This is a genomic window from Citrobacter werkmanii (genome assembly GCF_008693645.1).
GTDB classification, from domain to species: domain Bacteria; phylum Pseudomonadota; class Gammaproteobacteria; order Enterobacterales; family Enterobacteriaceae; genus Citrobacter; species Citrobacter werkmanii.
On the sequence record NZ_CP044101.1, the window covers coordinates 3230250 to 3244072 of the forward strand.

9 protein-coding genes are annotated in these 13823 nt (G+C 51.8%); 2 read left to right on the top strand and 7 right to left on the bottom strand.

Features of this window, described 5'->3' with window-relative positions:
* Nucleotides 1-74: 74 nt before the first annotated feature.
* From wzc to FOB24_RS16375, 3 genes are read right to left on the bottom strand one after another with little or no spacing between them, the layout of a single operon-like run.
* Nucleotides 75-2237, bottom strand: coding sequence for a tyrosine-protein kinase Wzc (gene wzc, locus FOB24_RS16365; protein WP_087855953.1), 2163 nt, complete (start codon nucleotides 2235-2237; stop codon nucleotides 75-77).
* Nucleotides 2234-2683, bottom strand: a complete 450-nt coding sequence (gene wzb / locus FOB24_RS16370; RefSeq protein ID WP_038641798.1) for a low molecular weight protein-tyrosine-phosphatase Wzb — start codon at nucleotides 2681-2683, stop codon at nucleotides 2234-2236. Before wzb ends, wzc begins: the two co-directional genes overlap by 4 nt.
* A gap of 5 nt (nucleotides 2684-2688) precedes the next feature.
* Complete coding sequence (locus tag FOB24_RS16375; RefSeq protein ID WP_038641800.1) at nucleotides 2689-3828, bottom strand: polysaccharide export protein; 1140 nt, start codon at nucleotides 3826-3828, stop codon at nucleotides 2689-2691.
* A gap of 655 nt (nucleotides 3829-4483) precedes the next feature.
* Between FOB24_RS16375 and FOB24_RS16380 the strand changes: the two genes are divergently transcribed.
* The gene (locus FOB24_RS16380) at nucleotides 4484-6067 is read left to right on the top strand and encodes a TerC family protein (RefSeq protein ID WP_069323487.1); all 1584 of its coding nucleotides are present in this window, start codon (nucleotides 4484-4486) and stop codon (nucleotides 6065-6067) included.
* A gap of 44 nt (nucleotides 6068-6111) precedes the next feature.
* On the opposite strand, the gene asmA is transcribed toward FOB24_RS16380, so the two are convergent.
* The 3 genes from asmA to udk all read right to left on the bottom strand — a co-directional run bounded on the left by asmA (nucleotide 6112) and on the right by udk (nucleotide 9305).
* Nucleotides 6112-7965, bottom strand: a complete 1854-nt coding sequence (gene asmA / locus FOB24_RS16385) for an outer membrane assembly protein AsmA (RefSeq protein WP_150345185.1) — start codon at nucleotides 7963-7965, stop codon at nucleotides 6112-6114.
* Between the two features lie 25 nt (nucleotides 7966-7990).
* Nucleotides 7991-8572 (bottom strand): dCTP deaminase, encoded by a 582-nt coding sequence (gene dcd, locus FOB24_RS16390; protein ID WP_003834269.1) that lies wholly within the window; start codon nucleotides 8570-8572, stop codon nucleotides 7991-7993.
* Between the two features lie 91 nt (nucleotides 8573-8663).
* A complete protein-coding gene (gene udk, locus FOB24_RS16395) occupies nucleotides 8664-9305 on the bottom strand; it encodes a uridine kinase (protein ID WP_003036776.1) in 642 nt (213 codons plus the stop codon).
* 316 nt (nucleotides 9306-9621) lie between these two features.
* Here udk and FOB24_RS16400 point away from each other — a divergent pair, with 316 nt between their 5' ends.
* A complete protein-coding gene (locus tag FOB24_RS16400; protein WP_087855951.1) occupies nucleotides 9622-12951 on the top strand; it encodes a diguanylate cyclase in 3330 nt (1109 codons plus the stop codon).
* Here FOB24_RS16400 and alkA read toward each other — a convergent pair.
* On the bottom strand, nucleotides 12919-13788 hold the full coding sequence (gene alkA / locus FOB24_RS16405) for a DNA-3-methyladenine glycosylase 2 (RefSeq protein WP_150345584.1): 870 nt from the start codon (nucleotides 13786-13788) through the stop codon (nucleotides 12919-12921). The genes FOB24_RS16400 and alkA overlap by 33 nt on opposite strands.
* Nucleotides 13789-13823 lie beyond the last annotated feature (35 nt).

Here is a 13823-nt window from a genome sequence, read left to right on the forward strand (position 1 = left end):
CGTTTCCCAAATAAAGTTGCCTGATGGCGCTACGCTTATCAGGCCTACATTCGATATGCGTTGCTGTTCGTTATCTATTTCGAATCCGACGTGTATTCGTATTCGTAGTAACCGTAATCCTGATAGCCACTGGCACGGCGGAAGATCGAGTTCAGAATCACCCCTTTAACCTGAATGCCGTTTTGCTCAAACCGACTCAGGCTGGTTTCCACCTCTTTCAGCGTATTGACCGCATAACGCGCCACCATCAGCGTGGTGCCGACATGGCGGCCAACAATTGCCGCATCGGTCACCGCCAGTATTGGCGGGGTATCTATCAGGACCAGGTCATAGTGCTCGCTGGCCCACGTAATCAGTTCGCCAAAGCGTTCACTCATCAGAAGCTCAGATGGATTAGGGGGTATTTGTCCGCGAGGGATCAGATCAAAATTCGCAATGGAGGTCGGTTTCGCGCTGGAGGAGATATCCCCCTTACCGACGAGGATCTCAGACAGACCGTTGACGTTACTGGTACCCAGCAGTTCGTGGGTATAGCCTTTGCGCATGTCACAGTCGATCAACAGCACGCGCTTGTGGGTCTGGCTAATGACCGCCGCCAGGTTAGCGCAGACAAATGTTTTACCTATCGACGGGCTGACGCCGGTCAGCATCAACACGTTGTTGCGCGCCTGCATCATGGCGAAGTGCAGACTGGTACGCAGGCTACGGACCGCTTCTATGGCGAGATCCGTTGGATTCCCCACCGCCAGTAACTGGGTTTGTTTGTAACGCTTCACACCTTTAATGGTCTGAACGTTATCGCGCGCTTTTTGCCATTCTGAAAGCGGGATGCTGGCATAAACGCTGATGCCATGCTCTTCCAGCGCCTGCGGGCTTTCAATGCCGCGATTAAACAGGGAACGCAGCAATACGCCCACCACCGAAAGCATCAAACCAAGAATAATGCTACCGAGAATAATCAACGCCTTTTTCGGCTTCAGCACGCCTGGCTGGGCAATCGCGGGATCGACGATGCGTACATCTCCGACCGTACTCGCCTCGGTGATCTTCAGTTCCTGTTGCTTATTTAACAGCTGCATATAGACCTGCTGACCGGACTCCACATCGCGGGTCAGCCGGACAATTTCCTGCTGCGTTTTCGGCATTGCCGTAACGCGCCCGTTCAGCTTGCTTTTCTCATCTTCCAGCGCCTGGCGTTTTTCCAGCAATGTGCGATACGCCGGGTGCGCTTTGGTGAATAACTTGGAGATTTCCGCTTCTTTAAAGGTCAGTTCGTTGAGCTGCGCATCGATATTTACCATGGAATCGAGCACCGCTTTAGCTTCCAGCGGCAAATCCACGGAGTCTTTATCCTGACGGAAGGCATTCAGCTTGTTTTCGGCAACGTCCAGCCGGTTACGCACCTCAGGCAACTGTTTTGCCAGAAACGCCAGACTTTTAGCGGCCTCTTCTGACTTACGTTCTACGTTTTGTTGCAGATAGTTGCGGGTAATACTGTCGAGGATCTGGCGGATTTGTTCGCGGTCTTCGCCGGTAAAAGTCAGGCTCAATACGCCAGTATCTTTGCCGGTTTCTGTCACCATCAGGTTATTTTGCAGGGTGTTAATCATGCCCAATGTGGAAAATTTGCTGACGGTAAATTGGCTCTCAGGGCTGGCATGAATCGCCTCAACCAGCATCGTCACGCCATCGTGATTCAACAATTGCCCAACCTGACCGCGGGCGCTAAATCCCCCATCACTGACTAATTGATAACTTTTATCGTTCAACACGCTTAGCGTAAAAGTCTGTTCCTTCATCGCCTTTGGCAGCGTAAAGGTGGTGACATTAACGGTTTCATTCTGGCGCCCCATCAACCGATCCCAGCCTGCGCCAAAAATCGGAAATGTATCTTTCGTCACCGCGATATCCAGATTGAGATCGTCTACCGTTTTTCCCAGTACCAGCCGTGACTGAATGAGCTGAATTTCCGCTTCCGAAGCCGGCGGTTTATTCGACAACGCCGAGCCAATATCCTGCACCAGGGAATTCCCGGTATTTTGCTCAATTTGCACCAGCGCATCCGCACTGTAGATCGGCGTGGCAAACAGCGTGTAGACCGCCGCACATAACGCAAACGTCGCCGTAATACCAAGCACCCACCAGCGAGCTTCCACCACCGTTCCTACCAGACGACCAATATCGATTTCATCATTGCCCGTAACCGGCGCGGCAGACTGTTTTACTTTTTCTGTCATTGTTTTCCCTGCTCCGCGTTCAATGCCTGAGCCCACTGGCGGGCAGACCGTTCAAGTAATGCGTACACCGCGTCAAACGCATCCCGACTTTTACGGTATGGGTCGGGAATTTCACGTTCGCTGTCCCAGTGACCAAAAAGCATCACTTTGCCGCGCATCTCCGGCACCATTTCGCACAGGGCTGAAATATGGCGTTTTTCCATGGTCAGGATCAGGTCGTACTCCCGGCACATGCGTCCTGAGATCTGGCGGGCACAATGATTTTCCAGTGACAGGTTGTGCGCCTGCGCGACGCTAATAGCACAGGGATCCGCACCTTTACCCACCAGCGCCCCGAGACCTGCAGAAGAGACCGTCAACGCCGGATGAAACTTCCTTAACAAGCGTTCTGCCGTCGGGGAACGGCAAATGTTCCCCACACAGACAACCAATATTTTGTTAAACATGACGATTACCAGTTGTGAAGGTCGCTGGCCGTGTCCGTCATATAGCGAACACCGCTAATGGTCGGCAGCAACTGATTGATCAAACGGTTCCAGCGGGCAACCGGCGCGGTCGTGACATACACCACATCGTAAGGCTGGAGTCGGAATGACGTCGCCATCACCAGCGAAGTCGCATCGGACATATCAAGCTGATAGATATTGGCGATCTTGCCGTTGTGCCCGCTTTCGCCTTTCAACGGACGAATAACGAAAATGCCGCTGGCGTTGGAGGTGGTTAGATCGATACCTTCCGCATTGCCAAGCGCTTCGGTGAGCGTCATACCGCTGAAGTCCATTTTGAGGGTGCTCTGCTTCTTCACTTCCCCCATCACGAAGACTTTCAAATCGTCATTACGCGGAACAAACAGAATGTCGCCAGGATAGAGCAGACGGTTCTGGCTCAGGTCGCCATTTTGCATCAGCGCTTGCAGTGAAATTCGTTGCTCCTGACCTTTGTGAGTCAGTACAACATTGCGCCAGTCAGCCGCCTCGGTGAGACCGCCTGCGGCGTTAATGGCATCAAGAATGGTAAGCGGTACGTTGGTGATGGCCTGCTGGCCAGATTTATTCACCTGCCCGGAGACATAAGCCTTCTGCGAGCGGAAAGCGGCGATATTAACGTCCACCTGCGGGTCAGCAATGTACTTCGCTAAGCGCCCGGTAATATCACTACGAATTTCTGCCAGCGTTTTTCCCACCACGCTGACTTTGCCAATGTAGGGGTAAAACATGGTGCCATCAGGCTGCACCCAGTTGCCGGTATCGCTTGAGCTACGATACTGCCCGGCCGGGGTTGTTAGTTCAGGATGATCCCAGACGGTCACATTCAGGACATCGCCTGGACCGACCCGATACTGATATCCTGCAATCTCCTGCTCCAGCGACATGTTAGGCTGCGCAACATTCGGACGAGGACGTAATTGCTCGACCAGTCGCGGGGTCAGTGGATAAACATTCACCATCCGATTGATATCAAAATCAGCGTCCTGCTGTTTAATCACATCTTTGCCCATCGTAGACATATTGCTGCCCGGAAGCACGGTACAACCGTTTATCAAGATTACCGATACCAGGACTGGTATCAATTTAAGTTTGGAGTTCATCATTGATTATTTATCACTTTGACAGAGTAATTATCACGTGCGTTCTAAATAGTGGCTTCGCCTGTACACATTTACCTTGCCGTTAATTGAAAAGGAATTTAACTGGCATCAGTCCTAAAAATAATGGATTCATCTGCGGTCTCTTGACAGAATAATTTAGGCTTGTTTTCAGGTGACCAGACACGCTACCGCCCCTGGCTTCATTAGCTACCAATGCACTGATTAATTTAAATTTTTATCTTCTCCTTTATTTTCATCATATTCAGAACAGCAACGCATCGGGAATAACGTCACCGGTTAATGAGGAAATATTATCTTTTGATTATTACCGCAAGAATTGTTGCAGCTAAGTGAATAGCAGGCAAGATAACAAGCCTCCGTTCACTTGCTTTTAAGATTAATATTAAGCGTGGAATTTATATGTTTTTAGGATTTTATTGATATTGACAACATGACTAAATAAATACGCCATCTGCGATATTTCCTAAATATAATTGGCTAAAGAAGTTTATTTCCTGTAGTTACATTACGGCTATTATCCCGCTGGCATCCTGATATAACCGCCAGAGAAATCCCTTTCCGGCATTGCATTTTCCGCCAGTTTTACCCATGATCGAATTGTGACAATTGTCATACAACTATGGGTATAGCATTTACTATGGAATGGATTGCCGATCCGTCAATCTGGGCCGGACTCGTCACGCTAATCGTGATCGAACTTGTTCTTGGCATTGATAATCTTGTTTTTATTGCCATCCTCGCGGAGAAACTCCCTCCTGCCCAGCGGGATAAGGCGCGTATTACCGGGCTCCTGCTGGCGATGGTCATGCGACTGCTGCTACTGGCATCAATATCCTGGCTGGTGACGCTGACTACGCCACTGTTCAGCATTCGCGGCCTCAGTTTCAGTGCGCGCGATCTGATTATGCTGTTTGGCGGTTTCTTCCTGTTGTTTAAAGCCACAATGGAGCTAAACGAACGGCTGGAAGGCAAAGACAGCGACAATCCCACCCAGCGTAAAGGCGCTAAGTTCTGGGGAGTGGTCGCACAAATTGTGGTGCTTGACGCCATCTTCTCTCTGGATTCCGTCATTACCGCCGTCGGGATGGTCGATCACCTGGCGGTGATGATGGCGGCGGTGATTATCGCCATCAGCCTGATGATGCTCGCCAGTAAGTCGTTGACTCGCTTTGTCAACAGCCACCCAACCATCGTCATTCTGTGCCTAAGCTTCCTGCTGATGATTGGTTTCAGCCTGGTCGCCGAAGGGTTCGGTTTCCATATCCCGAAAGGTTACCTGTACGCCGCTATCGGCTTCTCGGTTATGATCGAAGCCTTGAACCAGCTGGCAATCTTTAACCGTCGTCGCTTCCTGTCAGCCAACCATACCTTGCGCCAGCGCACTGCCGAGGCGGTGATGAGGCTGCTGAGCGGTCAAAAAGAAGATGCCGAACTGGATGCCGAAACCGCTGCTATGCTGGCGGATCACCAGGAGGGTCAGATTTTTGCGCCCCAGGAACGGCGGATGATTGAGCGCGTACTGAATCTTAATCAGCGTACCGTCAGCAGCATCATGACCTCACGCCACGACATTGAACACGTCGATCTCAACGCACCCGAAGCAGAAATTCGCGCTTTACTGGAAAAAAATCAGCATACGCGCCTGGTTGTTACCGGGGAAGACGAGGAGGAAGAGCTGCTGGGCGTAGTACATGTCATCGATCTGCTGCAGCAGTCCCTGCGCGGCGAGGCGCTCGACTTACGCGTCCTGATTCGTCAGCCGCTGGTGTTCCCGGAAACCCTGCCGCTGCTTCCGGCGCTGGAGCAGTTCCGTAATGCCCGCACGCACTTCGCTTTTATTGCAGATGAATTTGGTTCTGTCGAAGGGATCGTAACGCTCAGTGACGTAATGGAAACCATCGCCGGTAATCTGCCAAATGAGGTAGAGGAGATTGATGCCCGCCATGATATCCAGAAAAATGCCGATGGTTCGTGGACAGCTAACGGTCACATGCCGCTGGAAGATCTGGTGCAGTACGTCCCTATTCCGTTAGATGAAAAACGTGAATATCACACCATTGCCGGGCTTTTGATGGAATATTTACAGCGTATTCCAAAAACCGGAGAGGAAGTTCAGGTTGGCGACTACCGACTAAAAACTCTGCAGGTGGAAAACCATCGCGTGCAAAAAGTCCAGTTGATACCGCTACACGGTGAAGAAGAGATGGATTACGAGGTGTAAATCACCCGCCGGATGGCGCATTAGCTGCCATCCGGCAATGTGAATCAGAGTTTATCCAGCAACTTTTTAACATCTTTACCGTTGCGGGAGTCTTTATTGCGATCGGCCCAATCGTTCAGACGACGTTTCGCTTCATCCTGCAGATGCTTACGCAGCAACTGATCGACCTGCAAGTTATAGTTCAGCGCCTGCCACTGGCCATAAACCCTGAGAGGAACCGGCGTGGCTTTCAGGAACTTAATCAGCTTGCTTTCGCCATCCCAACCGCCCAGCACGCGAATGTTAAACAGCGTGTCGCAATTCTGCTTCACCAGGTCTAACGTCCCCTTGCCAGTCAGCGCAAGCATCGCCGACTCACCGGCCATGTTATCCAGCGTAACCTCGCCGTTATCCAGCGTCATATCGGTGACAAAGCGATCCAGACGGGTGACGTTATCCAGATTTTGCTGTGATTTCACATCACCGCCGCTGCGTTCTACGGCTTGTTGTATCATCTGTTGGAAGTTCATTCCTTCCATTCGCGTATCACTCATTTCGACATGAGCCTGGCCTTGCCAACTATGGCGAAACGCCTGGGCGTCAATATCCGAGCCGGAAAAATCTCCCGCCAGTGACAGCTTGCCGGTCAGCGCGATGGGGTAATTGAAGGCTTTGAGGATAGCGCCTATTTCTACGCCTTCCAGCCGCGGATGAAAGACTGCTCGCGGCGCATCTTTTCTGGCGTCCAACGTACCGGGAAGCGAAACACGTCCACCGTTACTTTTGCCTTCCAGCTGTGCGATATTCATTAAGCCGAACTGGTTATTTATTTTTGCCGAGACATTCTCAAACGCCATTTTACGCCACAATACTTTGTCAGCCTGTAACGTGATGTCTGCCGAAAATCCCTTGAGTCCCTGGTAAGAGACGGCATCAACCTGCGAAGCAATGACGGGGCGCGCCAGCGTCGACTGACTCTGCCCTTGCTGAACCTCACCGTTTGTCGCCGCCACGGCATCGCGTTGCACAATCAGATTGTCCAGATTGAGCTGACCAAATTTCAGATCGACGAGCCATTCTGGTTTATCTAACAACGACACCTGGGCTTGCCCGGCGAGAGAGCTGTCGTTAGCGGTTAAATGAATCTCGCTAAACGCGAGCTGTTTTTTCTCTTCCAGCCACTGCGCCTGAAGCTGTCCCTCACCTTTAATGCCCTGCGACGGAAGATCGGCCCCCTGTAGCTGCCAGCTTAACTGCTCAATATTAGCGGACAAATTATGCGGGTAGTCGGAAGCATCGACGGTGCCGTTAAACGATAGCGCAAGGTCACGCTGATCGCGGTTCACACGCCCGGAGAAATCAAACGTACCGCGATGCTGGCTATCCTGTTCCATCTCCAGACGAATATCGCGAACCGTTACCTGCTCATCGTCTTCATGCTGGAATACCAGAACGCTGTCGGCGACGCGCAGACGGGCGATATCAAACGACCATCCTTTGTCTTCCGCCAGATCGGGCAACGTATTGTCTTTGGGGGCAACGGGCGCATCTTGTCCACGCACCGCCTCAGTTTGCGGGGTCAGTTGAATCACAGCCCCCTTGAGCATCACCTGCTTCACACTGAGCTGATGACTCAACAACGGCCACAACGCGACGTCGAGGCGCATATTGTCAGCACGAATCAGGGGTTCGCTGGCACCTTCAGCCGTCAACGCCATGCGCCCCGAGAGGATGCTCAACTGAGGCCATACGTGCCAACGCAGAGGACCATCCAACTGCAGCTGATATCCGCTACGCACAGCAACCTGCTTGACCATATACGCGCGGAAATCATTCGGATTCACCAACAGTACTAACGCAGAAAAACCGGCCACCAGCACGACCAGAAGGATCATCAGCGTTGTCAGAAATCGTCTCATGCTATCCCCAATGGACTGAAAACATTCAGTCTTTATCGATCCGGCTGGCAACGGCGCCCTGCTGATCGCGATACTTTGCATCCTGACGACGATTGTAAGGTCGCGCAGCCGGACCGGAAAGCGGTTCGAAACTCAACGCGCCAATTGGCATGCCAGGGCGCAGGGCCAGCGGTAATTTTCCGGAGTTGTAAAATTCCAGTACGATGCACCCTGACCAGCCCGGATCGATACGGTGTGCGGTAACGTGTACCATCAGTCCCAGACGCGCTAATGAAGAACGTCCATCTAACCAACCGACGAGATCGGAAGGCAACGTCACGGATTCGAACGTCACCGCCAGCGCAAGCTCCCCCGGATGCAGGAAAAATGCCTCGCCGTCCTTAAGGACGATTTCATCGCTCATCACGCGATCCAGCGCAGCGCTGACTTCATCTTTCGGTCCACTCAAATCGATATACGCCGCCGTATGACCGCGGAACGTACGGAATTTGTTACCAAGACGCACATCTACCGTGGCGCCATTGATTCGCTCGACAGGAGGGCGTGGAGTGATCGACAGGCGACCTTCATCCAACCAGGCTTCAATATCTCGGTCACATAAACGCATGGCACTTTCTCCTTTCGTGCTTCAACCCCTTAATGCCAGGCGCGTTAAGGGTGAGCCAGGTTATCACTGAACGGTACACAATTCGCTGAACTTATTCAAAGAACTGACTGATTTTAGCCTTCAGAATATCGATGGCGATGCGGTTTTTACCCCCGCGCGGCACGATGATGTCGGCGTATTGTTTTGAAGGCTCAATAAATTGCAGGAACATTGGACGTACGGTTTTTTGGTATTGCGCCATCACCGAATCCATGGAACGGCCACGCTCGTTCACGTCCCGTTTAATACGGCGCATCAGGCATATATCCAGCGGCGTATCAACAAAAATAGAGAAGTTCATCTCGTCACGCAAACGCGCGTCTGTCAGCAGCAGAATGCCTTCCAGGATGATCACTTTCTTGGGTTCGATATGAATAGTGTCTTGCGTGCGTGTATGCTCAACATAACTGTAAACGGGTAGTTCAATGGCACTTCCGCGTTTAAGCGTCTGCAGATGTTGAAACAGCAGGCTGTGATCCATCGCGTTCGGATGGTCGTAGTTGGTTTTTACACGTTCTTCCATCGACAGATGGCTTTGATCTTTGTAATAGCTGTCTTCGGGAATAACGCCAATATGTTCGTCACCGACTTGTTCACGTAATTCGCGGTAAAGCGTGCTGGCAATAAGACTCTTGCCGGAAGCCGATGCGCCGGCGATGCCGATAATGACGCACTGATGGGACTGATCAGTCATAAATTTAGCGACCTGATTAACCTGGATGTTAAGGAAGGGCGGCGTCGAAACGCCAAACGCGGCAATTATAGGGATTTCAGCGGCGCGATGCCAGTCCAGCCTGCGCCAATGCTTTCCTTGTCGCAAATTAAAATGATCAGTTTTAAAGCAGGTGCTAAATTTATCTATCAGCCTTAGGAATTAATAGCTTGAGAGTGTTAATTTATGCGCAGCTGGCGTATAAATTGTAAATTATTTGTACTAGCATAATCGCAGATTAAACAAGATGTATTCGGCATATCTCCCGGACAACATCGGCTATTTGGGTAGAGTGGTAATGAGTAAACAATCCCAACATGTTTTAGTTACCTTACCTCATCCTCTACTGCGCATGGCCAGTTTAGGTCTGGTGGCTTTTATTTTTACGCTATTCTCGCTGGAACTGTCACGTTTCGGCGCGCAGCTGGCGCCGCTTTGGTTCCCAACGTCAATCATGATGGTGGCTTTTTACCGTCATGCGGGAAAGATGTGGCCGGGAATTGCGCTGGCTTGTTCATTTGGTAATATCGGCGCGTCCTTACTCTTCTTCCCCGGTGAATCGCTTAGCTTCACCTATACGGCTATCAACATTATTGAGGCTGTCGTTGGCGCAATGCTATTGCGTAAACTGCTGCCCTGGTACAACCCCTTACAAAATCTCAACGACTGGGCGCGCCTGGCTTTTGGCAGCGCCGTGGTTCCTCCCGTGTTGGGCGGCTTGCTACTGTGGTTATTGCTGCCAAAGGAAACCTCGTTAAATACCTTTCTTATTTGGGTGCTGTCAGAGTCCATAGGCGCGCTGGCGCTGGTGCCGTTAGGTTTGCTGTTTAAGCCCCATTATCTGCTCCGCCACCGCGACCCACGGTTACTGCTTGAAACCGTCATCACACTTCTGGTGACCTTGACGCTCAGTTGGCTGTCCATGATGTATCTTCCATGGCCTTTTACCTGCGTTATCGTCCTGTTGATGTGGAGCGCTGTTCGTCTGCCGCGAATGGAGGCATTTTTAATTTTCCTCAGCACCGTAATGATGGTCTCGATGATGTTGGCCGCCGACCCTTCGCTGCTCTACATCCCAAAACCCAACTTGACGACCAGCCTGCCTTGGCTGCCGTTTTTGATGATCCTGCTGCCGGCCAATATGATGACGATGGTGATGTACGCGTTTCGGGCCGAACGCAAACATATCTCTGAAAGCGAATCGCGCTTTCGCAATGCCATGGAATATTCCGCGATTGGTATGGCGCTGGTGGGAACCGAGGGGCAATGGCTCCAGGCGAATAAAGCGTTGTGCCAGTTTCTGGGCTACAGCCAGGATGAGCTACGTTCGCTAACCTTCCAGCAATTAACCTGGCCGGAAGATCTGAACAATGATCTCGAACAGTTGGATATGCTGGCACGCGGGGAAATCAACAGCTACTCCATGGAAAAACGCTATTACACGCGCTCCGGTGATGTCGTCTGGGCCTTGCTGGCCGTTTCATTGGTGCGTAATAGCGATAATACCCCACTCTACTTTATTGCGCAGGTTGAGGATATTAACGATCTGAAGCATACCGAGTGGATTAATAAACGGTTGATGGAGCGCATTACCCTCGCCAATGAAGCCGGGGGAATTGGAATCTGGGAATGGGAGCTGCAGCCTGACGTAATCAGTTGGGATAAGCGCATGTTTGATCTCTATGAAGTCCCTGCGCATATCAAACCCAGTTGGCAAGTCTGGTATGACTGCGTTGTGCCCGAAGATCGTGAACATGCTAAAAATGTCATTCGCGATTCGCTGGCCGCACGGGCCCCCTTTAAGCTCGAGTTTCGTATTGCGGTCAAAGATGGCGTGCGGCACATCCGCTCACTGGCAAATCGGGTACTGAATAAAGATGGTGAAGTTGAACGCTTCCTTGGCATCAATATGGATATGACCGAGGTGAAGCAGCTTAACGAAGCGTTGTATCAGGAAAAAGAACGTCTGCACATTACGCTGGATTCGATTGGCGAAGCAGTGATTTGTATTGATGTCGATATGAACGTGACCTTTATGAATCCGGTCGCAGAGAAGATGAGCGGCTGGCAGCAGGAAAGCGCCATCGGTATTCCGCTGCTGACGGTACTCCGTATTACTTTCGGCGACAACGGACCGCTGATGGAGAATATCTACAGCGCTGACATGTCGCGTACGGCCATCGAGCAGGAAGTCGTTCTGCATTGTCGCAACGGCAACAGTTATGACATTCAGTACAGCATCACCCCCCTCAGCACACTCGATGGTGGCAGCATTGGCTCGGTGCTGGTGATTCAGGATGTCACCGAGTCACGTAAAATGCTGCGCCAGCTTAGCTACAGCGCCTCGCATGACGATCTGACGCAGTTGGCAAACCGGGTCAGCTTCGAAAATCATCTAAAACAGTTACTGCATACGGTTCACGACACGCACCAACGTCATGCATTGGTTTTTATCGATCTCGATCGTTTTAAAGCCGTAAACGATAGCGCTGGTCACGCCGCAGGCGATGCCCTGCTACGCGAACTCTCTTCACTGATGCTCAGCATGCTGCGTTCCAGCGATATGCTGGCGCGCCTTGGCGGTGACGAGTTTGGTCTGTTGCTGCCAGATTGTAATATCGAAAGCGCCCGCTTTATCTCAGGTCGCATCATCAGCGCCATCAACGATTACCACTTTATGTGGGATGGACGCTTGCACCGTATTGGCGCCAGTGCGGGAATTACGCTAATTGATGAAAAAAACCATGTCGCGAGCGACGTCATGTCCCAGGCGGATATAGCCTGTTATGCGGCGAAGAACAGTGGACGTGGGCGAGTCTGCGTTTATGAACCCCAGCAAAGCGAGGCCCATGCGGCGCGAAGCCAACTGTCATTGGATGAACAAAGACACACCATTACGCACAATCCAATGTTAATCATCGCCAGGGGCGTGGCCTCCCCGCGGATACCAGAGACGTTTAGCTTCTGGCTGCTCTCACTACGCTTAGGGACAACTGAAGGGGAAATTATTGAAGAGCACGCTTTCCGTGCCGGGCTGGTCGATTCTACATTGAATCAGGCGCTTGACCGCCGGGTATTTACCGAGTTCTTCCAGAGCGCAGCCCCGGCCGTCGCCAGTAAGGGACTCAGCATTGCCCTGCCCCTTTCCGCCGCCGGATTGCTGAATACAGAACTTGTTGACGAACTGCTGGGGCAACTGCAAAGAAGTCCGTTACCACCACGACTGCTGCACCTGACCGTTCCGTCTAACGTGATAAAAACAAACCCAACGCAGGCTATATCCACACTACATCGACTGCGACAGTGCGGATGCCGAATTATTTTAAGTCATGTCGGTCGCGATTTAGATCTTTTTGACAACCTGAAGTATCACATGGTTGATTACCTTCTACTCGACAGCGAGCTAAGCGCCAGTGTCCACGGTAACTTGATTGACGAAATGTGGGTGTCCATTATCCAGGGCCATGCTCAGCGTCTGGACATTAAAACCATCGCTGGTCCGGTGCAGTTGCCGCTAATCATGGATGCGCTTTCTGGCATCGGGATTGATATGATTTATGGCGATATCATTGCCGACGCCCAACCGCTGGATCTGCTACTGAATACCAGTAATTTCGCCATCAACTGACGGCTGCCAGCCATCCGTATACCAGATATGTAATAACGCATAGGAGCGCCAGGGCTTCCAGCGCTCTGCATACCGCCGAATCTGGGCGGGCGTCATGCCGGCAAAACGTTGTTTAATCAGATAGTCATCCGGCAGAAAAACATCTTTCGCCTGCCAGCCGCGCAGCGCAAAGTAGTTGGCGGTCCAGCGCCCTATTCCGGGGAACGTTTGCAGATGTTTGACGCCTTGCTCGATATCGGCAGGCGCTTGTGTCGCAAGCGTTCCATCCAGCGTCGCGCGAGCCAGATGAATTAACGCTTCAGCGCGTTTGAGCGGCATCCCTAACGCTTTCAGGTGTAATGGATCGGCATCAGCGAGCGCTTCAGGGGTAGGAAAACACACATACTCTGGCGCATCCTCCAGCGTGTCCCCATAAGTATGCGCCACTTTCGCCGTCAGTTTCGCCGCCATAGCTACGCTGACTAACTGCCCTAAAATCGCCCGTACTCCTTGTTCAAACGCATCAACACTGCCCGGCAAACGCAGTCCCGGACGCGCTGCCCCAAGGCTTCCCAGCGCGCTGACTATTTGCTGCGGGCAACAGGTAAGATCGAATAAGCGCGTCATTTTAGCCAGACACTCTGCGGCAACCGGCTGTAGCCCCGGACTCAACGTCACGTGTAGTTGATGGGTGTGTAGATCCGGTATCACGCGCACCAGACCACAATGATTCCCGACAGTCAGGCTTCTGGCATAACGCAGATCCCCCACGGTTTCTACCCCTTCCACCGCACGGGCGGCCAGGAACCCCAGCATCCAGGGCCAGTCATAAGGCGGTTGCCAACTCAGCGTGAACATTGCGTTTTCCTTTTCAAGCAAACCTACAGCATAAA

Bases quoted from the DNA above. Each gene is read 5' to 3' on its own strand.
- wzc (WP_087855953.1), bottom strand. From the start codon at position 2,237: ATGACAGAAAAAGTAAAACAGTCTGCCGCGCCGGTTACGGGCAATGAT.
- wzb (WP_038641798.1), bottom strand. From the start codon at position 2,683: ATGTTTAACAAAATATTGGTTGTCTGTGTGGGGAACATTTGCCGTTCC.
- FOB24_RS16375 (WP_038641800.1), bottom strand. From the start codon at position 3,828: ATGATGAACTCCAAACTTAAATTGATACCAGTCCTGGTATCGGTAATC.
- FOB24_RS16380 (WP_069323487.1), top strand. From the start codon at position 4,484: ATGGAATGGATTGCCGATCCGTCAATCTGGGCCGGACTCGTCACGCTA.
- asmA (WP_150345185.1), bottom strand. From the start codon at position 7,965: ATGAGACGATTTCTGACAACGCTGATGATCCTTCTGGTCGTGCTGGTG.
- dcd (WP_003834269.1), bottom strand. From the start codon at position 8,572: ATGCGTTTATGTGACCGAGATATTGAAGCCTGGTTGGATGAAGGTCGC.
- udk (WP_003036776.1), bottom strand. From the start codon at position 9,305: ATGACTGATCAGTCCCATCAGTGCGTCATTATCGGCATCGCCGGCGCA.
- FOB24_RS16400 (WP_087855951.1), top strand. From the start codon at position 9,622: ATGAGTAAACAATCCCAACATGTTTTAGTTACCTTACCTCATCCTCTA.
- alkA (WP_150345584.1), bottom strand. From the start codon at position 13,788: ATGTTCACGCTGAGTTGGCAACCGCCTTATGACTGGCCCTGGATGCTG.